21 protein-coding genes are annotated in these 22591 nt (G+C 50.3%); 15 read left to right on the top strand and 6 right to left on the bottom strand.

The genetic code is table 11. The features are described from left to right. Genes ABDZ76_RS05480 through coaA form a run of 6 tightly spaced genes read left to right on the top strand, consistent with a single transcriptional unit; the run spans position 1 to position 4014 of the window. Positions 1-507, top strand: a complete 507-nt coding sequence (locus ABDZ76_RS05480) for a DUF2628 domain-containing protein (protein WP_343802382.1) — start codon at positions 1-3, stop codon at positions 505-507. Further along, positions 507-1157, top strand: a complete 651-nt coding sequence (gene hisH, locus ABDZ76_RS05475) for an imidazole glycerol phosphate synthase subunit HisH (RefSeq protein WP_343802379.1) — start codon at positions 507-509, stop codon at positions 1155-1157. Before ABDZ76_RS05480 ends, hisH begins: the two co-directional genes overlap by 1 nt. Next, complete coding sequence (gene hisA, locus ABDZ76_RS05470) at positions 1154-1891, top strand: 1-(5-phosphoribosyl)-5-[(5-phosphoribosylamino)methylideneamino]imidazole-4-carboxamide isomerase (RefSeq protein WP_343802376.1); 738 nt, start codon at positions 1154-1156, stop codon at positions 1889-1891. The genes hisH and hisA overlap by 4 nt, the downstream gene beginning before the upstream one ends. Further along, positions 1888-2673, top strand: coding sequence for an imidazole glycerol phosphate synthase subunit HisF (gene hisF, locus ABDZ76_RS05465; RefSeq protein ID WP_343803137.1), 786 nt, complete (start codon positions 1888-1890; stop codon positions 2671-2673). The genes hisA and hisF overlap by 4 nt, the downstream gene beginning before the upstream one ends. Positions 2674-2709: 36 nt before the next feature. Next, entirely contained in the window at positions 2710-3033 is a 324-nt protein-coding gene (locus ABDZ76_RS05460; RefSeq protein WP_184221497.1) for a phosphoribosyl-ATP diphosphatase, read from the top strand. 12 nt (positions 3034-3045) lie between these two features. Next, positions 3046-4014: a type I pantothenate kinase gene (coaA, locus tag ABDZ76_RS05455; protein ID WP_343802371.1), complete on the top strand. Its 969-nt coding sequence runs from the start codon at positions 3046-3048 to the stop codon at positions 4012-4014. A 40-nt stretch (positions 4015-4054) separates the two neighbouring features. Here coaA and ABDZ76_RS05450 read toward each other — a convergent pair whose 3' ends face one another. The 4 genes from ABDZ76_RS05450 to ABDZ76_RS05435 all read right to left on the bottom strand — a co-directional run bounded on the left by ABDZ76_RS05450 (position 4055) and on the right by ABDZ76_RS05435 (position 7781). Beyond that, entirely contained in the window at positions 4055-4948 is an 894-nt protein-coding gene (locus ABDZ76_RS05450) for a ribokinase (protein WP_343802368.1), read from the bottom strand. 109 nt (positions 4949-5057) lie between these two features. Further along, positions 5058-5507, bottom strand: coding sequence for a peptidoglycan-binding protein LysM (gene lysM / locus ABDZ76_RS05445; RefSeq protein WP_343802365.1), 450 nt, complete (start codon positions 5505-5507; stop codon positions 5058-5060). 144 nt (positions 5508-5651) lie between these two features. Beyond that, a complete protein-coding gene (gene arfB, locus ABDZ76_RS05440) occupies positions 5652-6089 on the bottom strand; it encodes an alternative ribosome rescue aminoacyl-tRNA hydrolase ArfB (RefSeq protein WP_343802362.1) in 438 nt (145 codons plus the stop codon). An 81-nt stretch (positions 6090-6170) separates the two neighbouring features. Beyond that, entirely contained in the window at positions 6171-7781 is a 1611-nt protein-coding gene (locus tag ABDZ76_RS05435) for a phosphoenolpyruvate carboxykinase (protein WP_343802359.1), read from the bottom strand. A gap of 339 nt (positions 7782-8120) precedes the next feature. Between ABDZ76_RS05435 and ABDZ76_RS05430 the strand changes: the two genes are divergently transcribed. The 5 genes from ABDZ76_RS05430 (at position 8121) to ABDZ76_RS05410 (ending at position 12273) form a co-directional block, all read left to right on the top strand. Then, on the top strand, positions 8121-8840 hold the full coding sequence (locus ABDZ76_RS05430) for a response regulator transcription factor (RefSeq protein WP_343802356.1): 720 nt from the start codon (positions 8121-8123) through the stop codon (positions 8838-8840). A 56-nt stretch (positions 8841-8896) separates the two neighbouring features. Beyond that, positions 8897-10750 carry a stimulus-sensing domain-containing protein gene (locus ABDZ76_RS05425; protein ID WP_374844592.1) on the top strand — a complete coding sequence of 618 codons (1854 nt, stop codon included), beginning with the start codon at positions 8897-8899 and terminating at the stop codon, positions 10748-10750. Continuing rightward, entirely contained in the window at positions 10750-11208 is a 459-nt protein-coding gene (locus tag ABDZ76_RS05420) for an HPr kinase/phosphorylase (RefSeq protein WP_343802353.1), read from the top strand. Before ABDZ76_RS05425 ends, ABDZ76_RS05420 begins: the two co-directional genes overlap by 1 nt. 344 nt (positions 11209-11552) lie before the next feature. Continuing rightward, the gene (locus ABDZ76_RS05415; protein ID WP_343802350.1) at positions 11553-11954 is read left to right on the top strand and encodes a PTS sugar transporter subunit IIA; all 402 of its coding nucleotides are present in this window, start codon (positions 11553-11555) and stop codon (positions 11952-11954) included. Between the two features lie 4 nt (positions 11955-11958). Further along, positions 11959-12273 carry an HPr family phosphocarrier protein gene (locus tag ABDZ76_RS05410; RefSeq protein WP_343802347.1) on the top strand — a complete coding sequence of 105 codons (315 nt, stop codon included), beginning with the start codon at positions 11959-11961 and terminating at the stop codon, positions 12271-12273. A 48-nt stretch (positions 12274-12321) separates the two neighbouring features. On the opposite strand, the gene ABDZ76_RS05405 is transcribed toward ABDZ76_RS05410, so the two are convergent. Continuing rightward, on the bottom strand, positions 12322-12819 hold the full coding sequence (locus tag ABDZ76_RS05405) for an Lrp/AsnC family transcriptional regulator (RefSeq protein ID WP_343802344.1): 498 nt from the start codon (positions 12817-12819) through the stop codon (positions 12322-12324). Between the two features lie 168 nt (positions 12820-12987). Between ABDZ76_RS05405 and putA the strand changes: the two genes are divergently transcribed. Both putA and ABDZ76_RS05395 read left to right on the top strand, forming a co-directional pair. Further along, the gene (gene putA, locus ABDZ76_RS05400) at positions 12988-16650 is read left to right on the top strand and encodes a trifunctional transcriptional regulator/proline dehydrogenase/L-glutamate gamma-semialdehyde dehydrogenase (RefSeq protein WP_343802341.1); all 3663 of its coding nucleotides are present in this window, start codon (positions 12988-12990) and stop codon (positions 16648-16650) included. A 532-nt stretch (positions 16651-17182) separates the two neighbouring features. Continuing rightward, positions 17183-17329, top strand: a complete 147-nt coding sequence (locus ABDZ76_RS05395) for a DUF1127 domain-containing protein (protein ID WP_184221475.1) — start codon at positions 17183-17185, stop codon at positions 17327-17329. A 370-nt stretch (positions 17330-17699) separates the two neighbouring features. Here the strand turns inward: ABDZ76_RS05395 and ABDZ76_RS05390 are convergent, their stop codons facing one another. Continuing rightward, positions 17700-19028 carry an NAD(P)/FAD-dependent oxidoreductase gene (locus ABDZ76_RS05390; RefSeq protein WP_343802336.1) on the bottom strand — a complete coding sequence of 443 codons (1329 nt, stop codon included), beginning with the start codon at positions 19026-19028 and terminating at the stop codon, positions 17700-17702. A gap of 295 nt (positions 19029-19323) precedes the next feature. Here ABDZ76_RS05390 and ABDZ76_RS05385 point away from each other — a divergent pair, with 295 nt between their 5' ends. After that, on the top strand, positions 19324-22251 hold the full coding sequence (locus tag ABDZ76_RS05385; RefSeq protein ID WP_343802333.1) for a monovalent cation/H+ antiporter subunit A: 2928 nt from the start codon (positions 19324-19326) through the stop codon (positions 22249-22251). Next, positions 22251-22589, top strand: coding sequence for a Na+/H+ antiporter subunit C (locus ABDZ76_RS05380; RefSeq protein WP_184221469.1), 339 nt, complete (start codon positions 22251-22253; stop codon positions 22587-22589). The genes ABDZ76_RS05385 and ABDZ76_RS05380 overlap by 1 nt, the downstream gene beginning before the upstream one ends. Positions 22590-22591: the final 2 nt, after the last annotated feature.

The following is a 22591-nucleotide window of genomic DNA, read 5'->3' as shown; positions in this document are numbered from 1 at the left end:
ATGGCAAGCTTTGTCGTTCTGGAACCAGAAGGCTTAAACGAAAAGGTACAGGCAGATCGGACTGTCATAGTACGTGACGGTTTTGCGTTCTTCGCGCTGATCGTGCCTTTTTTCTGGCTTCTGTCCAAACGGCTGTGGCTGGAAGCATTTGTTGTGTTGGCGGCAACCATTGCCATTGGCAGCGCTGCCAATACATCACAATTTGCGCCCGCTGTGCCATTTCTGATTTTTCTTGTTTCTGTGCTGGTGGCGCTGGAAGGCAATAATTGGCAGATCGCTAAATTACGTCGTCGCGGCTTTGTGGAAAAGGCTGTGATTGATGCCAATGATTTAGGCGAAGCGGAAATCCGCTATTTCGTTGATCATGCAGATTTGCGTCCACAGCCACAGAGCGCCGCTTCAGTGACAGAAACAACCTCTCAGCAAAGACAGCTGAAGTCCCCTCTCCAATTCCCACATATCGGCTCGCAGATTGGTCTTGTGAGCCACCGCGGAGACAATTCTTAATGCGTGTTGCCATTATTGATTACGGATCAGGCAATCTGCGCTCCGTTGCCAAAGCATTTGAACGTGCAGGCAACGATGTGCATCCTTCAATTGAAATTGATGTGACTTCGGACGCGCATCGCGTGGCGTATGCGGATTATATTGTGCTGCCGGGTGTCGGCGCTTATGCCGATTGCAAACGTGGTTTGTCCCTTGTGCCGGATATGATCGAAACATTGCAGAAAACCGTTGTTGAACAGGCGCGCCCTTTCCTCGGCATTTGTGTCGGCATGCAGTTGATGGCTGAGCGCGGCCTTGAAAAACAAGTGACTGAAGGCCTTGGCTGGATTGCCGGTGATGTGCGTGAAATCAAAATTTCAGACCCGGGTTTGAAAATTCCGCAGATCGGCTGGAATAAGATTCACGTGAAACATTCCCATCCACTATTTGCCAATATTGCAACCGGTGAGGATGGATTACACGCCTATTACGTTCATTCTTACATGCTGGACGCTAAAAATCCTCAGGATGTTTTGGCCACAAGTGAGTATGGAGAGACAGTCACTGCTGCGGTTGCGCGCGATAATATGGCTGGAACCCAGTTCCATCCAGAAAAAAGCCAGGCACTCGGGCTGGCCTTGATTGCTAATTTCTTGAAGTGGAAGCCATGATTTTATTTCCTGCGATTGATCTTAAAGAAGGCGAATGTGTTCGCCTGAAACTGGGCGATATGGATCAGGCAACGGTCTATAATAAAGACCCTGCCGCTCAGGCAAAAGCATTTGAAGATCAGGGCTTCGAGTGGCTGCATGTGGTTGATCTCAACGGCGCTTTCGCCGGTGAAAGTGTCAATGGTGCAGCTGTTGATGCAATTTTGAAAGCTACCAAAAATCCGGTACAGCTCGGCGGCGGCATCCGTACATTGCAGCATATTGAAAGCTGGCTGTCGCGAGGGCTGTCGCGCGTGATTTTAGGCACGGTTGCGGTGCGTGATCCGGCACTTGTTATCGAAGCTTGTAAAGAGTTTCCGGGCAAAGTGGCCGTTGGCATTGATGCCAAGGGCGGCAAAGTGGCGGTTGAAGGCTGGGCAGAAGCATCCGAGCTTGGCGTGATTGAACTGGCGCAGAAGTTTGAAGGTGCCGGTGTGGCCGCTATCATTTACACCGATATTGACCGTGACGGCATTCTGGCTGGCATCAATTGGGATTCAACCCTTGCATTGGCGGAAGCGGTTTCCATTCCGGTGATTGCATCCGGCGGCTTGGCGTCGATGCAGGACATTGAACGCATGACCCAGCCCGATGCCCGCAAGCTTGAAGGCGCAATTTCTGGACGTGCGCTTTATGATGGCCGGATTGATCCGGTTGCGGCACTGGCATTACTCAAAAACAACAGAGGCGCATAATGCTCAAAGCACGTGTTATTCCTTGTCTGGATGTAAAAGATGGACGCGTCGTTAAAGGCGTCAATTTTGTTGATCTGATTGATGCCGGTGATCCGGTGGAAGCGGCTAAAGCTTATGATGCGGCCGGTGCCGACGAATTGTGCTTTCTTGATATTACGGCGACCTCCGACAATCGCGATACGATTTTTGATGTGGTGTCACGCACCGCTGAACAATGCTTCATGCCGCTCACTGTGGGTGGTGGCGTGCGTGCTGTTGGCGATATTCGCAAATTGTTGCTGGCGGGTGCTGACAAAGTTTCGATCAATACGGCTGCGGTGAAAAATCCTGAATTTGTCGCAGAAGCTGCCGATAAGTTTGGCAATCAATGTATTGTTGTGGCGATTGATGCGAAAAAAGTGTCCGCTGCCAATGAAGAAGATCGTTGGGAAATTTTCACCCATGGCGGTCGTGAACGCACCGGCATTGATGCGATTGAGTTTGCGCAGAAAATGGCAGATCTCGGTGCAGGTGAAATTTTGCTCACCTCTATGGATCGTGACGGCACCAAGGCTGGTTATGACATTGCACTGACCCGTGCTGTGGCTGACAGTGTACGCGTGCCGGTGATTGCATCGGGTGGCGTTGGTACGCTTGATCATATGGTGGCAGGTATTCGTGACGGCCATGCGGCGGCTGTGCTGGCTGCGTCCATTTTCCATTTTGGCACCTACACGATTGAAGAAGCAAAGCGCTATCTGGCTGATGCCGGCATTCCTGTGCGCCTTGATCCATTGCCATAAAAAACTGATGAGCGGGAACAGCTCCGGAGAAAAACGATGAGCAGATTTACCCTTGAAGCGCTGGAAAGCATTATTGCTGAGCGCGCGGCCAGCACGGATGGTTCGTCTTATACGGCTTCTTTGATGCGTAAAGGTCAGCCGAAAGCCAGCCAAAAGCTTGGCGAAGAAGCGGTGGAAACGATCATCGCAGCACTTGCCGGTGATAAGTCGGAAGTCGTGTCTGAAAGTGCTGATCTTCTCTATCACTTGTTGGTGGTGTGGAAATTGGCCGGTGTCTCTTTGGATGATGTTTTGGCTGAATTACAGCGTCGCACATCTCAAACGGGTCTTGAGGAAAAAGCTGCTCGCGGCAACGCATAAGGACGCGCTCTCATGTGGGAAAAAGTGGACCAGCTTGCACCCGGACAATATTCGCCTTATCGCTTGTTTTCCGCAAATGAGTGGTCGGAATTTCGTGCCGATACGCCCCTCACCCTGACCGCAGATGAGGTTAAACGGTTACGCTCTTTAGGCGATCCGATTGATCTGGATGAAGTGCGCCATATTTATCTGTCGCTGTCACGTTTGCTGTCGGCGCATGTGGAAGCAAGCCAGTTGCTGTTTCAGCAGCGCAAGCAATTCCTCAATATGGATGATACGTTCAAAACACCGTTCATTATCGGCATTGCCGGTTCGGTGGCAGTGGGTAAATCCACCACAGCGCGTATTCTGAAGGAATTGCTGGCACGCTGGCCGTCAAGCCCGAAAGTTGATCTTGTCACAACAGACGGCTTTCTCTATCCCAATGAAGTGCTGCGAAACCACAATATGATGGATCGCAAAGGCTTTCCGGAAAGTTATGATGTGGGTGCGTTGCTGCGCTTTTTGTCTGCCATTAAAGCTGGCATGGGACAGGTGCGCGCCCCACTTTATTCGCATCTTTTCTATGATGTGCAGCCGGATGAATATATCACCATCCACAAGCCTGATATTCTGATTTTTGAAGGTATCAATGTGTTGCAGGTGCGTGATCTGCCGGAAGATGGCAAGATGGTGCCGTTCGTATCCGACTTCTTTGATTTCTCCATCTATATTGATGCGGAAACCGATCAGATCCACAAATGGTATATTGACCGCTTCATGCATTTGCGTGAGACGGCTTTCCAAAATCCGAATTCGTTCTTCCACCGTTATTCACAGCTGTCAGAAACCGCTGCACGCTCAATCGGCGAAGGTTTGTGGGAAAATATCAACCTGATCAATTTGCGCGAAAACATTCTGCCGACACGGCCGCGTGCGGATTTGATCTTGCGCAAAGGTGCTGATCATCTGATTGAAGAAGTGGCACTTCGCAAACTTTAAACAGTAAAAAGTCCGGCTTGATGAGCCGGACTTTTTCGTTTTAAACTCTGTGACTGGCGATAAACTGGTCTGTTTCTTTGGCCATCGGGATTGTCTGCTGACTACCTGTTTTTGTGCAGGCAATGGCTGCGGCAACGGATGCACGCTCCATCGCTTGGCCAAGTGTCATGCCTTTGTCGAGAGCAGAAGCCAGCACACCAACAAAACAATCACCGGCGCCGGTCGTGTCTTTGACATCCACGGCCACGGCTTTCATTTGAATGAATTGTCCGTCCATAAAGGCCTCAGCCCCCTCACCGCCAAGAGTGCGTAAAATGCCGGTGTTGAGACACTTGCTAAGGCTTTCAGCATCAGGTGGGCAGTTAACCCATGTTGCAAGTGCTTCAGCTTCATCCTCATTGACAACAATCAGATCACATAAAGACAACACATCTTCTGGCAAGCGATAGGCTGGTGCCAGATTGAGTATCGCCAGCGCTTTGCTTGCATGGGTACGGCGGATGAGCTTCTCGACCTCTTCCGGTTTGTTTTCCATCTGCATCAACACGATATTGGCGCTTTGAAGATCTGTGTCTTCGATCACATCCGAGGAGGCGTGCAGATTGGCACCAGAAGCCACTGCAATCATATTATTGCCGTGGCTGTCGGTATAAACAGAAGCGCAACCAGTTGGCTCTGTAAGGCGCTCAATGCGCGTGATATTGGCAACCTGTTCCAGATTGCTGAGGCCGATTTGCGCCAGTGCATCTGTGCCCACTGCCCCATACATCAGCACCTCAGCGCCATCACGGGCAGCGGCCAGTGCCTGATTGCCGCCCTTGCCGCCTGCGCCGGTATGAAAATCATTGGCCAGCAATGTTTGGCCGGCACGCGGCATTTCGTTTAGCTGAAACATGAAGTCCACATTAATCGACCCAAAGGTGATGATCATCATATGTCTCCGGCTTTATTGAAGGCTTAAAGATGGCATAAAAAAAGCCCCGCCGAAATGACTGACTTGCTAGTCTTTCGGCGGAGCCTTTCAGATGAAAATATATGAAATTTTAGTCGAGCTCAGGAATACGCAGAACCTGACCCGGATAGATTTTGTCCGGTGAGGTCAGCATCGGCTTATTGGCTTCAAAGATAATGTTGTTCTTGTCGCCTTTGCCTTTACCATACTGGGCTTCGGCGATTTTCCACAGGTTGTCGCCTTTTTTCACGGTATAGAAAACCGGCTCTTTGCTATCCGAGGCACCATCAATGGTGAGCTCCGAGGCTTCCACTTTGGAAACGCCCAGTGAGTTGCCCACAGCAATAATGGCTTTTTCAAAAGCAGACTGGTCCTTAACGGTGCCTTTGAGCACAGCCTTGTCGCCTTCAACCACAACCTGCACATCGTCAGTGCCGAGCTTGTGAGAGTCTAATTCTTTTTTCAGATCATCTGCTTTTGGTTCATCTTCACCAAAGCCGAGCTTGGTGCCTACAGATTTAACAAAATCGAAAATACCCATCAAAATAGCTCCTCGTTACAGTTGTATGGCAAGTTTAATGCGGAAATTGCAGCTGTCCAATAAAATAAATCAGAAAGCGCCATAACTCATTTTAAAAGATCGTGACGATGCATTCTGGCATATTTCTTTGACAGAAATATCTGCTTAATCAAAATTCACTTTGCCACGCATTTTCTTGACATCAGCGCGCCCTGCTTTTTGTTTCAGGCGGCGTTCAACAGAGCCTTTGGTGGGCTTTGTTTTACGTCTTGGCGGTGGCGGCGGAACGGCAGCCTCGGCAATCAGCGCAATCATTCTTTCCCGCGCATCAAGGCGGTTGCGTTCTTGTAAACGAAAGCGGCTTGCTTCAATCAGAATATCGCCATCTTTGGTGGCGCGTTGTCCGGCAAGCTTGATGAGGCGTTCCAGCACATCTTCCGGCAGCCCTGCTTGTCCGGCCAGAAACCGCAATTGCACTGCGGTGGAAACTTTATTGACGTTCTGTCCGCCCGGCCCCGACGACCGGATAAAACTCTCCTCCAAATCATTTTCATGAATATGGATGCGGTGATTGATGCGGATGCGGTTTTTATTCTCTTCCATGCGCGTGACATTACACGGAAAACACCATGAAAAAACCCGGCTTTTGCAAGCCGGGTTTTTAAATTAAGATTTTGAAAGCGCTTATTCTGCGGCCATCTGGGTGGCAGGTGCAGCGGAGCGCACATCACTGTCCACATGGGCTTCAAACTTTTCAAAAGCCTTGATGAACATATCAACAAGCTTGGCTGCCTGTTTGTCATAGGCTGCTTTATCTGCCCATGTTGAACGTGGGTTGAGAATTGCACTATCCACACCCGGTACAGAAACAGGAACCTGGAAGCCGAAGTTTTCGTCGGTGCGGAATTCGACCGAGTTTAGCGAACCGTCAAGTGCAGAGCTGAGCAAAGCGCGTGTGGCTTTAATCGGCATACGGTTGCCGGTGCCGTAAGCGCCGCCTGTCCAGCCAGTGTTAACCAGCCAGCAATCCACATCATGTTCAGCAATCAATGCACGCAGCAGATTGCCGTATTCTGACGGATGGCGCGGCATGAAAGGCGCACCAAAGCAGGTGGAGAACGTTGCTTCAGGCTCGGTTACACCTTTTTCGGTACCAGCAACTTTAGCGGTGTAGCCGGACAAGAAGTGATACATGGCCTGTGCCGGTGTCAGCTTGGCAATCGGAGGCATAACGCCGAAAGCATCAGCGGTGAGCATGATGATGTTCTTAGGCTGACCGCCCTTACCTGTCTTGCTTGCATTTGGAATGAAGTTCAGCGGATAAGCGCAACGGGTGTTTTCGGTGAGCGAACCATCATCGAAATCAGGCTGACGGTTGTCATCCAGCACGACATTTTCAAGCACTGTGCCGAAACGCTGTGTGGTTGCGTAGATTTCTGGTTCTGCTTCTGCCGACAAACGGATGGTTTTTGCATAGCAGCCGCCTTCAAAGTTGAAGATGCCGTCTTTGCCCCAGCCGTGCTCATCATCACCAATCAATGTGCGGCTTGGATCAGCCGACAAAGTGGTTTTACCCGTGCCGGAAAGACCAAAGAAAATAGCTGTGTCACCGTCTTTGCCTTCATTGGCCGAGCAATGCATTGGCATAACGCCCTTGGCAGGCAATAGATAGTTGAGAGCGGTGAAAACAGACTTCTTCATTTCACCGGCATAGGATGTGCCGCCGATGAGAACGATTTTGCGGGTCAGATCAACAGCAATCACGGTTTCTGTGCGGCAGCCGTAGCGCGCAGGGTCAGCCTTGAAGGATGGCAGATCAATAATGGTCATCTGCGGAACGTAAGAAGCGAGATCACTTGCCTCAGGACGGATCAGCAGATTGCGGATGAACAGGGAATGCCATGCAAATTCTGTAATCACGCGTGCATTGATGGAATTGTCTTTGTCTGCGCCGCCGATCAGATCCTGCACAAACAGTTCTTTGCCTTTGGCATGCTCGATGAAATCGGCATAAAGCAGCTCAAATGCTTCAGGTGTCATTGGCTTGTTGTTGTCCCACCATACCTGATCTTCGGTATTGGCATCACGGACAACAAATTTATCCTTAGGTGAACGGCCGGTGTGCTGACCGGTGCGGGCAACGATTGCGCCCTGCGCTGTCAGTTCTGCTTCACCACGACGGATTGATTCTTCATAAAGCTTCGCTGGTCCAAAGTTATAATAGACTGCAGAGAGCTCCTTCAGTCCTGAAGTGGCAATGGAAGCGGCGGTATTGTGGATGCCGATCTCGCTCATGTTATCTCCGCGATCTGTTGTAAAAGAAAAATTGAACACTGCCGGTGTTTCATTTGTTGCCACCAGCACGATGGCGAGTCCAAAACATTTTAAATAAAATAATTCAAATGTTTAATCGATTTAAAAAAATTTAAAAATTTTTAAATCGGTTAGAACGAACTGTCAGGGTTGTTTTTGATAATAATTCACAACCAGAGATTGTTTTTGGCTGTGGAAGACTTATTTAAAGGCAGAAAAGGTCTTTGCCACATTTTGTACCTAATTTGTACTGCACAAGCGCAAAGAACTATAGTAATTTTGATATCTACTGATTTGCTTAAATCAAGGAAAGGCGACCGTATGAAGGAAGTATCCGCAACACAGACGATTGCTCTGGTCGATGATGATCGTAATATTCTGACCTCCGTTTCAATTGCTTTGGAGTCAGAGGGCTATCGTGTTGAGACTTATACGGATGGTGCCTCGGCACTTGATGGATTGACGGCGCGTCCGCCAAACCTTGCTATCTTCGATATTAAAATGCCGCGTATGGACGGGATGGAATTGCTGCGCCGTTTGCGTCAGAAGTCTGACCTGCCAGTGATCTTCCTCACCTCCAAAGATGATGAGATTGACGAATTGTTCGGCCTTAAAATGGGCGCGGATGATTTTATCACCAAGCCGTTTTCACAGCGTTTGCTGGTCGAGCGTGTTAAAGCGGTTCTTCGCCGTGTTGCAGCGCGGGATGGTTCCGCCAAGCCAAGCGGCCAGCAAGCCCGCTCGCTTGAGCGCGGCCAGTTGGTGATGGATCAGGAACGCCATACCTGCACATGGAAGGGCGAGCCGGTTATTTTAACCGTGACTGAATTCCTTATCCTGCATTCTTTGGCGCAGCGTCCCGGTGTGGTCAAAAGCCGTGATGCGCTGATGGATGCCGCTTATGACGAGCAGGTCTATGTGGATGATCGCACCATCGACAGCCATATCAAGCGTCTGCGTAAGAAATTTAAGCAGGTTGATGATAGTTTCGAGATGATTGAAACGCTTTATGGGGTTGGCTATCGCTTTAGTGAGGCTTAAATCATAAATGAATTTTCATTTGTGCGTTTAAAATCCGAAAGGCAATAAAGCAGGTCATGGTCGTGCAGGCGCCAGAAGCGCATAATGGGGCGGACAATAAATCAGGCACGCGCAGAGAGCGTATGGCACGCCGCCAACGCTCGCTTTTTCTGCGCCGCTTGGTTGCGCCTGTTCGTAAGCTGCTCGGCAATTATCTCTTTTCCAGCCTGACACGCCGTATCCTGTTTCTCAATCTGGCAGCTTTGGCTGTGCTGGTTTCCGGCATTCTTTATATGAACCAGTTTCGGGACGGGCTGGTGGATGCCAAGGTGGAAAGCTTAAAAACGCAAGGTGAGATTATCGCCGGTGCGATTGCTGCTTCCGCTACGGTGGAAACCAATTCCATTATGATTGATCCTGAAGTACTGTTGGAATTGCAAGCGGGGCAAAGCACCAATCCGGCTTCCGATTCTATTGAGAACTGGGAATTTCCGATTAATCCGGAACGTGTGGCTCCTTTGCTGCGCCGTCTGATCTCACCGGTCAATACCCGCGCCCGTATCTATGATCGCGGCTCCAATCTGTTGCTTGATTCACGCCATCTTTATTTCCGCGGACAGGTTTTCCGTTATGACCTGCCGCCGCTGGATGAAGAAGAAAAGACATGGACAGAGCGTGCACGCGGCTGGATCTGGCGTTTGTTCTATGGTGGCGGTCTGCCGCTTGATCACGAACAGCCGGGCGGTAATGGTTCTGTTTATCCGGAAATTAAAGCAGCCCTTGATGGCGTGCCGCAATCTGCACAACGCCGGAATGAAAAAGGCGAGCTGGTTGTTTCGGTGGCAATTCCTGTCCAGCGTTTCCGTGCTGTGCTTGGCGTTTTGTTGTTATCCACAGAAGGTGGGGATATCGACAAGATTGTGCAGGGCGAGCGAAACGCAATTTTCCGCGTTTTCGGTGTGGTTTCTGCGGTGATGGTTATTCTGTCGCTGTTTCTGGCGCATGCGATTGCCAATCCGTTGCGCAAATTGGCGGCGGCCGCGGATCGTGTGCGTCATGGCGTTAAAACCCGTGTGGAAATTCCCGATTACTCTGAACGTCAGGATGAGATCGGCCATCTATCCACATCCATCCGCGATATGATGGATGCGCTTTATACGCGTATTGAAGCGATTGAAAGTTTTGCGGCTGATGTCAGTCATGAGTTGAAAAACCCGCTGACCTCTTTGCGCAGTGCTGTGGAAACATTACCGCTTGCCAAAACAGATGAATCCCGCAAGCGCCTGCTGGATGTGATTGAACATGATGTACGCCGTCTTGACCGTCTGATTACCGATATCTCCGATGCGTCGCGTCTTGATGCGGAGCTGGCACGCGAACATAGTGATCTGGTGGATGTAAAAGTTCTGCTGGAAAATATTGTGCAGGCTGCGCAAGGCGTGCGCCGTAATAAAATCGGTACGGAAATCGAATTTCATATTGGTAAGAAACCAGCTGGTAAAAAAGGTTTCACCGTTGCCGGCCATGATCTGCGTCTTGGACAGGTTGTGTCAAATCTGATTGAAAATGCACGTTCTTTTGTGCCGGAAGATACAGGCAAGATCACCGTGCATCTGACAAGCCGTGCTCAGCGTTTGCAAATTATCGTTGAGGATAATGGTCCCGGCATTCCGATTGAAAATATTGAGCGCATTTTCGAGCGTTTCTATACAGATCGCCCGTCTAATGAGGCTTTTGGCCAAAATTCCGGCTTAGGGCTTTCGATCAGCCGTCAGATCATCGAAGCGCATGGCGGTACGCTGATTGCTGAAAATATTTACAGCAATGAGAAAGAGCCGAAAAAAACCGGTAAAGCTGCCAAGGCGAAAGTACAGGCCGAGCCGGAAATTATCGGTGCCCGTTTTATCGTTGATTTACCTTTGGCAAGCTGATGGAAAAAAGTGGTATCCACGCCTCAACAGTTGAAGTGAATGGCCGCGGTGTCATGTTCTTGGGCGCATCGGGAATGGGTAAAACCGAGCTGGTGCTGACGCTGATTGAACGCGCCATTGCGCGAGGCGAAGAAGCGGTGCTGGTGGCGGATGATCGCACATTGATCAGACGCGAAGGCGAGGCAATCATCGCCAGCGTGCCGGAGCAACTGGCCGGTGGCATTGAGATCCGCGGGGCGGGCCTGTTCAAACGTCCCTTTAAAACTGATACCCAATTGGCACTTGTCGTTAAACTGGTTTCAGCAGAGCTGGGCGAACGTTTTCCTGAAGGTCATCAGTGGCATTTTGAAGGGGTGGATATCCCTTGTTTGCACTTGCGCGCTTTGAGTGCGGGTGCTGATTCGCTGACAATTGCCCGCGCTGTTGAAGCGACTTTGTTTTATGAGCCGTGGCCGTGAAAGGCCTCGCTTGAATATATGGTGTATAAGCCTATATTATATATGCGTGATGCATTAAATATTGACTGTAAATGCAAACTTTATAAATCTATTTAAAAACAACAGTTTAATTAGATAGTTCGTAATTTCCGTAATTTTTACCAATGCTTTTCAAGCTTAAGACTGCGGCATTTTGTTTTTATTGGCTTTTTGCGAATAATTTTCACTTGATATCAATAATTGCCCTGCCAAGATATGTGTCCTATTTGCTAAATGATGATGTATCAGGATTGCTAAAGCCTTATTAGCGGGTAATTTTACTGTTCAGGCAGTAAATGGCAGGCCAGAACGGGAGCAGTTAAACAATGATCGGACTCGTGCTTGTTACGCACGGCAGATTGGCCGAAGAGTTTTTGCATGCGGTTGTGCATGTTGTCGGCCAGCAGGATAATTTTGAAACTGTTTGCATCGGCCCTGATGATGATATGGAACAGCGCCGCAAGGACATTGTTGATGCTGTAGCGCACGCTGATACTGGTCAGGGCGTTATTATTCTGACCGACATGTTTGGCGGCACCCCTTCCAATCTGGCTATTTCCGTGATGGAAGCAGGCAAAGTGGAAGTGATTGCCGGTGTGAATTTACCGATGCTGATCAAGCTGAGCAGCATGCGTGTTTCGGGTGATATGAAACTGGCATTGAGCGAGGCACAGGATGCCGGACGCAAATATATCAATGTGGCCAGTCAGGTTCTGACAGGAAAATAACTTTATGCATGTGAGCGTGCCGGTAACTGGTGACTATAATCCTGATGAAGCTCTGACACGCTCTCTTGAGATTATTAATATGCGCGGGCTTCATGCGCGCGCTTCGGCCAAGTTTGTCCAGACTGTGGATAGTTTCAATGCCCATGTGCGCGTTGAAAAAGATGGTATGTCAGTGGGCGGAACATCGATCATGGGTTTGATGATGCTCGCCGCCTCACCTGGGTGCAGCATTCAGGTCAGCGCTTGCGGTGAAGAGGCACAACAAGTGCTGGAAGCTTTGAGTGCGCTGATTGCCAATAAATTTGGCGAGGACGCCTGATTTCATCCCTGCTCTATACATTATATATAGCCGGATTTTAACCGGCTATTACAGGCTGTCCGGATAGACCCTGACCGGACGATTATCCTTGACCGATTCCATCACGACAAAAGTGGATGTACTGGCGACATTGGGCAGGCTGGAGATTTTCTCGCCTAGCACCAGCCGGTAACGGCGGATATCCGGTGTTCTGATTTTCAACAGATAATCAAACGAGCTGGCGATCATGTGGCATTCTTCCACTTCGCGGATTTTGCGCACAGCTACGTTAAACTCCTGCAAGGCTTTTTCGCGGGTATCCGACAATTTCACGGTTGTAAAAGCAATATGGTCAAGGCCGAGCTTTTCCGGATCAATCGCAGCGCGGAAGCCTTGAATATAACCTTCCTCAACCAATCTTTTCAGCCTTGTCTGGCATGGTGTTTTGGAAAGCCCGACTTGTTTAGCCAGTTCTGTCATGGCGATGCGGCCGTCTTGGCTTAAAATTTCCAAAATCCGCATATCGAACAAATCCAGATTGCCTGTATTTGAATGTTTTTCAGTCATTATGGATGGAATTCCGCGTTATAATAAGTTCATTTTGCCTCAATATAGCAAATAATAGGTGAGAAAGGAACTTACGGGAATGATATTCTGCAACCAACAGACAAGCGGGTTCACGTTTTGAAAACGGACAGCGTCTGATATCTTACCAGTCTCAAGGGTTCTTCTCTTATGTCTAATGATATTTTCTCTCGCTTTGATCCGGCTCTGAAAACACAATCGCCGCTGCGCCAGGCCATTACTGATGCGACGCGCCGCCCCGAAGCTGGATGTGTCAGCCATTTGCTTGAAAAGGCAACTTTGCCGGAAGCTGAGCGTAAAGCCATCCGCGCAACCGCCACACAGCTTATCACCGCGTTGCGCGCCAAACATAAAGGCACCGGCGTTGAAGGTCTGGTGCATGAATATTCGCTTTCCAGTCAGGAAGGTGTCGCGCTGATGTGTCTGGCGGAAGCATTGCTGCGTATTCCCGACACTGCAACACGTGATGCGCTTATTCGTGACAAGATCGCGACCGGTGACTGGAAATCCCACATTGGTGGCGGTCGCTCTTTATTCGTCAATGCGGCCACATGGGGACTGGTGGTTACCGGTAAACTGACCGGCACGGTCAATGATCGCGGTTTGTCGGCCGCACTTACCCGCGTGATTGCGCGTTGCGGCGAGCCTGTTGTGCGCCGCGGCGTTGATATGGCAATGCGGATGATGGGCGAACAATTCGTCACCGGTGAAACTATTGATGAAGCGGTAAAACGCGCCCGTGTGCTGGAGCAAAAAGGCTTTGGCTATTCTTATGATATGCTGGGCGAGGCTGCGACCACCGCACAAGATGCCGAGCGCTATTATAAAGACTATGAAAATGCCATTCATGCGATCGGTAAAGCCTCTGCCGGACGTGGTATTTATGCAGGCCCTGGCATTTCCATCAAGCTGTCTGCCTTGCATCCGCGCTATTCCCGCGCGCAAACAACACGCGTGATGGGCGAATTGCTGCCGAAAGTGAAAGCTCTGGCCGCAATTGCGAAATCCTACAATATCGGCCTCAACATTGATGCCGAAGAAGCAGACCGTCTGGAAATCTCGCTCGATCTGCTCGAAAGCCTTTGCCTTGATGAAGAGCTGAAGGGCTGGGAAGGTATCGGCTTTGTTGTGCAGGCTTATGGCAAGCGCTGCCCTTATGTGCTGGATTTCATCATTGATCTGGCGCGCCGCTCCGATCACCGCATTATGGTGCGTCTGGTTAAGGGTGCTTATTGGGATGCCGAGATCAAACGTGCGCAGGTGGATGGTCTGGAAGATTTTCCGGTTTATACCCGTAAAATCCACACCGACGTCTCTTATATTGCCTGTGCGCAAAAACTGCTCAATGCACGCGATGTGATTTTCCCGCAATTTGCCACCCATAATGCGCAGACCCTGGCGACGATTTATCATCTAGCCGGTCAGGATTTTAAAATCGGTGATTATGAATTCCAATGCCTGCATGGCATGGGTGAGCCGCTTTATGATGAAGTGGTGGGCGCATCAAAACTAAACCGCCCTGCCCGTATTTATGCGCCTGTCGGTACGCATGAAACCTTGCTTGCTTATCTGGTGCGTCGTTTGCTGGAAAATGGTGCCAACTCTTCTTTCGTCAACCGCATTGCCGATAAAGCTGTGTCGATTGATGAACTGACTGAAGATCCGGCAGCTATTGTGCGTTCGATGCGTGAAATCGGTGCCCTGCACGATCAGATTTCACTGCCGAAAGATATTCTGGGCGCTCGTAAAAACTCTGCCGGTCTTGATCTTTCTAACGAGAACACGCTTGTGGCGCTTCATGCAGATTTGTTGAAATCGGCCGCTCAGGATTGGCAGGCTAAACCATTACTTGGTTCATTGCCTGTGCAAGGAACACCGCGTGATGTGCTTAATCCGGGTGATCACAGCGATAAAATCGGCACTGTTTTTGAAGTTAGTGAAGAAGACGCAGCCAAGGCTGTGCAATTGGCGGCTAAGTCGGTGAAAGACTGGGCTGCAAAACCGGCAGCTGAACGCGCGGCCTGTCTGGATCGTGCCGCCGATAAAATGCAGGAAGAAATGCCTGTGCTTCTCGGCCTTATCGTGCGGGAAGCGGGCAAGTCTTTGCCAAATGCGATTGCTGAAGTGCGCGAGGCGATTGATTTCTTGCGTTACTATGCCGATCAGGCACGCCGCACCATTGGTGCCGCGCATCAATCTCTGGGCGCCGTTGTTTGCATCAGCCCGTGGAACTTCCCATTGGCAATTTTCACCGGACAGGTTGTTGCAGCCCTTGTTGCAGGCAATGCCGTCTTAGCAAAACCTGCTGAAGAAACCCCTTTGATTGCAGCAGAAGCTATCCGGTTGCTGCATGAAGCTGGTGTCCCTGCGGATGTTCTGCACTTTGTGCCGGGTGATGGCCGCATTGGTGCAAGCCTTGTTGGTGCTGATGATGTCTCCGGCGTGATGTTCACCGGTTCCACGGAAGTTGCCCGTCTTATTCAGGCACAACTGGCCAAGCGTTTGTTGCCAAACGGCCAGCCTATTCCGCTGATTGCTGAAACCGGCGGCCAGAACGCCATGATCGTAGATTCTTCTGCGCTGGCTGAACAGGTGGTGGCCGATGTGATTGCCTCGGCTTTTGACAGTGCCGGTCAGCGTTGCTCGGCTTTGCGTGTTCTTTGCTTGCAGGAAGATGTGGCAGATCGCATCCTCAATATGCTGAAAGGTGCTTTGCAGGAATTACAGATCGGGCGCACAGATCGTCTGTCAACCGATATCGGGCCGGTTATCAGCGATGAAGCCAAGGCAATCATCAACGCACATATTGAAGCCATGCGTGATCAAGGCCGTGCTGTGGAACAATTGCCGCTGCCGGAAGAAACGGCAAAAGGCACTTTTGTTGCCCCAACTATTATTGAACTGCGTAGTTTAAGCGAATTGAAGCGTGAGGTCTTCGGGCCAGTGCTGCATGTTATTCGTTATAAGCGCGATGATCTGGATCGGTTGATCGATGATATTAATGCCACCGGCTATGGCCTGACATTTGGTTTGCATACGCGCTTGGATGAAACCATTGCGCATGTGGCCGAGCGTATTCGGGTTGGCAATATCTATATCAATCGCAATGTGATTGGTGCGGTTGTAGGCGTGCAGCCTTTTGGCGGCCGTGGATTGTCCGGCACGGGGCCAAAGGCAGGCGGGCCGCTTTATCTTGGCCGCTTGCTGCAAAAGGCGCCGGTGCCGCCGCAATATGCTTCGGTGCATCGGGATGCAGGTGCAACCGAGTTTGCGCGTTGGCTTGGCTCGAAGGGTATGAACAGCCTTGCGGCTGCTGCTCGTGAAACGGCAGGTGCTGCCGCATTGGGTTTAAGCATTGAATTGCCAGGCCCTGTAGGCGAACGCAATATTTATGCTCTGCATCCGCGCGGTACTATTTTATTGCTGCCGCAGACGGAAACGGGTCTTTATCGTCAGTTGACGGCTGTGCTTGCAACAGGCAATGATGCGGTGCTTGATGGTGCTTCACCATTGCGCGGCACTTTAAAAGATCTGCCTGCCTCATTGCATGCGCGCATTCGCTTTGTCTCTGACTGGAAACAAAGCGGTCCCTATGCGGGTGCGCTGGTGGAAGGGGATGCGAGTGAGGTCAGAGCTGCCAATCAGGCTATTGCGGCCCTTTCCGGCCCGCTGGTGCTGACGCAAGCTGCAAGCAGTGAAGACCTGAGCGCGAATGCAGACAGCTATTGCCTCAACTGGCTGATGGAAGAAGTATCCACATCCATCAACACCACTGCGGCAGGCGGAAATGCGAGCCTGATGGCGATCGGATGATCGCCCTCTTGGTTAAATGAGGGTCGGTTAACCGGCTTTTGATTAATTTTCACGCTTGCAAGACATTATTTTATGCTTTGCAAGCCTGAGAAGCCTTAAAAATGATAAAAGCGATGCATGTTAAAATGCATCGCTTTTATATTTAGAGCGAATTGTGACGCGACGCATAGCTTAACGAAAAACAACGCATAGAAGCGTTGCGAATCCATCAAAAACGGATGCGGTTCATTTTTTAAATAAAAATCGATTTTTAGGTGATTTTGTTGCGCGTAACTGAAGTATAAATCAATTTTATTACTTTTAAGCGATTTTCTGGATTAAGGCTTCGTTAATCTTTGGAAATCTCTCGCGAACATTCGATTCATTCTACACATGATTGTGAACTTATGAAGGCAGAACTACGCCTTTGCGGTGCTTTTGATGTTCTTTAGCGCAGGGTAGCTATGCAAATTTGTGTCTGCACATATCGTGCGCTTTCCCCTATATGTAGGGGGCAAGAGAGAACAACAACTTATTACTTAGGTGAAAAGAAATGAACCTTATCCGCTCATACAACAACTGGCGCCGTTACCGTAACACTGTAAACGAACTGAGCCGCCTTTCATCCCGCGAATTGAATGATCTCGGCATCCTGCCTTCAGACATTCCTTATGTAGCACGCAAGGCTGCAACCCGCTAACAACAGAATTACTGCTGAAGGTCATTAGTATCTTCATGTTGTTCTGTTCATGTGGACTAAGAATTCGGGCAGTGAAGTAGTATAGTTAAGCAATACGGCAGAATATACGAAACCAGCTCAAATTAATATCACAGAAGACCCCTCCTCCTCCCCTTAAAGTCTTCTGTGGTTTAAGACCGGTCTCCCTCCTCCCAATTAGCCGGTCTTTCTATCAGACACCCGTTGCAGTCCTCCCCTGCGACGGGTGTTATTTTTTGCGTATTTTTTATTGAGCAGAGTGCTGCTGATTGAGACACATAAAAAGCCCCGTATGAAAGCTTCATACGGGGCTTTAAAACTATGTATGCAGTCATTCAGCGCTGGCAGATATTTAGCCCCATTTTTCAATAGTCAGCTTGCTGCCGTCAATAAATCTGGAAAAACGGAAAGGTGTCGGATCAACAATCGGTGTTGCGCCCATCACCATATCAGCAATCAAATGCCCTGCTCCCGGCCCGATGCCGAAACCATGACCGGAAAAACCGGTGGCAATCGTCACACCTTCCACATTGGCTGCATCTGAGATCACCGGAATAACATCCGGCATGGTATCAATCAGCCCTGCCCATTCCTGCTCAATGCGTGCGTCTTTCAATTGTGGAAAGGCTTGTTTGACTTTTTCAAGCGCCTGCATATTGGCGCTGTGGTGCGGGCTCGGATCAATGGTGCGGATTTTTTCAAAAACCGACACCTGATCGAGCGGTTTGTTACGCCAGTGGATAAGTTCTTCAAAAAAGCGCTCACCAAAGCGCAGATGCAGCGTGCGCCATTCCATCATCAGCGAAGGCAGATATTCACGGAAAAACGCAAAACTGTCCGGAATAATATCGGCAACACCGCCACCTTCCGAGGCGACTGTATAGCCGCCATCCAACCGTTTACGAATGCCGAAATCATTGTAATAAATGGCATGATCAATGCCTGCATCAAGCGGTTGGGTACGAAAAACGGAGCCGCGCAATTTAAGCTGCGGCAAACGCAGGCCTAAGCCTTTGCAAATCAAACGTGACCAGACGCCACCAGCAATAACAACCGCCTGACAGGCGACTTGCCCACGCTCTGTCACCACGGCGCTGACCTTGCCATTGGTGGTTTCAATGCCTCTGACGGCACAGTTTTCCAAAATATATGCACCGTCTTCCATGGCTTTTGCTGCCATAGCAGGTACGGCCTTTTGCGGCTCGGCGCGGCCATCGCCCAAAGTTTGCAGACCGCCGACTAGTTTTTGTGTCAGGCCGGGAGCTGCATCCATCGCTTCGCTGGCGGACAGGATTTTGGAATCCAATCCATGTTCACTGGCAATTTTGACCCATTTCTCATAGGTTTCAATCTGCGCTTGGCTTTGCGTTGTGTAAACAATTCCGGAGGTGCGAAAACCGGTTTCACGGCCGGTTTTCGCATTCAGACCGTTCCAGATTTTCATGCTCTCGCGAATGAGCGGGAGTTCGCGGCTGTCGCGCCCGTTTTGTCTGCACCAACCCCAGTTGCGGCTTGATTGCTCACCTGCGAGCATGCCTTTTTCGAAAAGTGTTACGTGAATCCCGCGCTCTGCCAGAAAAAGTGCCGTGCTAACCCCGATAATGCCGCCGCCGATAATGGCCACGTCGGTTTTTTGTGGCAAGGTCTGCGAGGTGGCGATTTGATCAATGACAGGACCCATGATAATTCCTCGATCAAGCTGGGATTAAGCGCAGTGCTTTGATGTTATTATAACAATTGCTGCCAAGCGTGGCTGAATTTTTTGGATCAGGCAATTGCCCTGCATACTAAATTTGAAAAAATCAGCGCAATATTGCGCGCCGGATATGCATTTCGTATAAAGAATTTTCGTTAAACTATTGAAAGCGCTTGCCATAAAGCACTTCCGCACTTCATAATATACGCAACCGGTTTTTTTGATTCCCCGATTTTGCCTAACGCGTAAACTGATCGGAAAATATGGAGGCGTAGAGCGCATGATGATGGACGGCAGCCTGTTATTCCTGCTTGTCCTGCTTCCATTTACCGGTAGTTTAATCATTGGACTTTTCCGTTTCGTTGATCGCACTTCGGCAACATGGATTACGGGTGGCGTTGCGCTTTCTGCATTTCTGCTGACGCTCGGCCTTTATCCTTTTGTTTTTAATGGACAAGTTTTACGTGCCAGCATTGAATGGTTGCCGGATTACGGCTTGAACCTTTCTTTGCGCATGGATGGCTTTGCCTGGCTGTTTGCGGTTCTCATCACCGGTATCGGTTTTCTGGTTGTGGTCTATGCGCGCTATTACATGGCGCAGGAAGACCCGGTTCCGCGCTTTTTCTCGTTCTTCTTGGCCTTTATGGGCGCGATGCTGGGTGTGGTATTATCCGGCAACATCATTTTGCTGGCGGTGTTTTGGGAACTGACCAGTATTTTCTCATTCCTGCTAATCGGTTATTGGTACCATAATGTCAGCGCCCGTGATGGTGCGCGTATGGCTTTGACGGTGACCGGTATTGGCGGGTTTGCGCTGCTTGTAGGTGTTTTACTGCTTGGCCATATGGCTGGCAGTTACGATATGGATATCGTGTTGGCGGCTGGTAATGTGGTGCGCACGCATCCGCTTTATGTTCCGGCTCTTGTGCTGATCCTGCTTGGCGCTTTCACCAAAAGTGCGCAGTTCCCGTTCCATTTCTGGCTGCCGAATGCGATGGCCGCGCCAACGCCGGTTTCTGCTTATCTGCACTCCGCCACGATGGTGAAGGCAGGTGTGTTCTTGCTGGCGCGTTTCTGGCCGGTGCTGGCTGGCACGGAAGAATGGTTTTGGATTGTCGGCCTTGCCGGTATGACCACTTTGGTGGTCGGCAGTTTCTTTGCAATGTTCCAGCAAGATCTCAAAGGCCTGCTGGCTTATTCGACCATCAGCAATCTTGGGCTTATTACAGCGCTTTTGAGCCTTGGTAGTCCTTTGGCTGCGGTGGCGGCGATTTTCCACATGGTCAATCATGCGATTTTCAAGGCTTCGCTTTTCATGGCGGCTGGTATTATCGATCATGAAACCGGCACACGCGATATGCGCAAGCTGAGCGGCTTGTTTAGGGCGATGCCTTATACGGCGACGCTTGCGATGGTGGCGAGTGCCGCGATGGCAGGTGTGCCATTGCTCAACGGCTTTATCTCCAAAGAAATGTTCTTTGCTGAAGCGGTCGAAACCCATATGGATTCATGGTTTGACCGTGCAACGCCATATCTGGCAACCATTGCCGGTGTTTTCACTGTGGCCTATTCGGTGCGCTTTATCCATTCGGTTTTCTTCGGGCCTCCGCCGCATGATCTGCCGCACGAGCCGCATGAGCCGCCGCATTGGATGCGCTTTCCGATTGAGTTTCTGGTGGTGCTCTGCTTGCTGATCGGTATTATTCCAAGCCTTTCCATTGGGCCTTTCTTACATTCAGCCGTAATGTCGGTTTTGGGTGATGCAACGCCGAGCTATAGCCTGTCTGTCTGGCACGGTTTCAATGTGCCGCTGATGATGAGCTTTGTGGCGATGATCGGTGGTTTCGTGCTTTATGCGCTGTTGAAAAACTACTTTGAAACCAGTGAGGGCGGCCCGCCATTGCTGCGTAATTTAAAGGCGCAGCGTATTTTTGAGCGGGTGCTGGTCACTGTTTCATGGAAATGGGCGCGTAGCGTTGAAAGCCGTTTCATTTCACGTCATTTGCAAACACAATTGCGCATTGTGGTGCTGGTTGCCATGCTGGCAGCTGCATGGCCGATTTATCAGGCCGGCATTGGCGCAGGGCAGATGGGCTCGCAGCCGGTTGATCTGATCTTTGCATTATTGTGGGTTATCGGCGGCATCTGTGCCATTGGTTCGGCTTATCTGGCGAAGTTCCATCGTTTGGCGGCACTTATTTTGCTGGGCGGGGCAGGGCTTGTCACTTGTGTCACCTTTGTCTGGTTCTCGGCACCTGATCTGGCGGTCACGCAGCTGGTTGTGGAAATTGTCACCACTGTGCTAATTCTGTTGGGCTTACGCTGGCTGCCAAAACGCTTTGAAGATCCTGATCCGTTTCCGGTGCCGTTTGGCGCGCGTATGCGCCGTTACCGTGACGTGATTATTGCCGCCATCGGCGGTGTCGGCATGACCATTATCGCTTATGCGGTGATGACACGTCCGGCACAAAGAGGCATTGGCGATTACTTCCTTGAAAATGCCTATACGGGCGGCGGCGGCAAAAACGTCGTTAACGTCATTCTGGTGGATTTCCGCGGCTTTGATACGCTGGGTGAAATTGCCGTGCTGGGCATTGTCGGTCTTGCTGTTTTTGCGCTGCTGCGTCGTTTCCGTCCTGCAGCCGACAGTGCAGGTTCCACGCCACAGCAGAAAATTCAGGATGCCTATGACGAGGCATCACCGGATCGCAATAGCGGCGATACATTGCATGATTATCTGGCGGTTCCCTCGGTTATTATGCAGTGGCTGTTTCCGGTTATTATTGTCTTTGCAGTGCATTTGTTCATGCGCGGACATGATGCGCCAGGCGGTGGTTTTGCAGCCGGTATTGCATTGGCGATTGCCTTTATTCTGCAATATCTGGCAGCAGGTACGCGCTGGGTGGAAGACCATTTGCGCATCTTGCCGCTTAAATGGATCGGCCTTGGTTTGCTGACAGCCGTTGCCACAGGGGCAGGGGCATGGGTGTTCGGTTATCCGTTCCTCACCTCTTATTTCCAATATGTGGATTTGCCTTATATCGGCAAAATGCCGCTTGCCAGTGCGCTCGGCTTTGACCTTGGCGTGTTTACGCTGGTTGTCGGGGCAACGGTGCTGGTGCTGATTGCATTGGCGCACCAATCAATCCGCCGCCATCGTGTGGAAAAAAATACGGGTGCAAACCCTGCGGCTAAGGAGGCAAACTGATGGAGATTGTACTCTCATTAGCCATTGGCATTTTGACAGCTTCCGGCATCTGGCTGATTTTACGTCCGCGTACATTTCAGGTCATCATCGGACTGTCGCTGATTTCTTATGCGGTTAATCTGTTTATCTTCAGCATGGGACGGCTGCGCACCAACGCAGCACCAGTGCTGGAAGACGGTCATAATGTTGTATCAGGTCTTTACGCTGATCCGGTGCCACAGGCGCTTGTGCTGACCGCTATTGTTATCGGTTTTGCGATGACGGCTTTATTTCTGGTTGTGCTTCTGGCCTCACGCGGCCTGACCGGCACTGACCATGTCGATGGGCGGGAGAATTGATG

Source organism: Paenochrobactrum glaciei, from assembly GCF_039522165.1.
Lineage (GTDB): Bacteria > Pseudomonadota > Alphaproteobacteria > Rhizobiales > Rhizobiaceae > Paenochrobactrum > Paenochrobactrum glaciei.
This window is presented reverse-complemented; position numbering and strand designations above follow the sequence as displayed.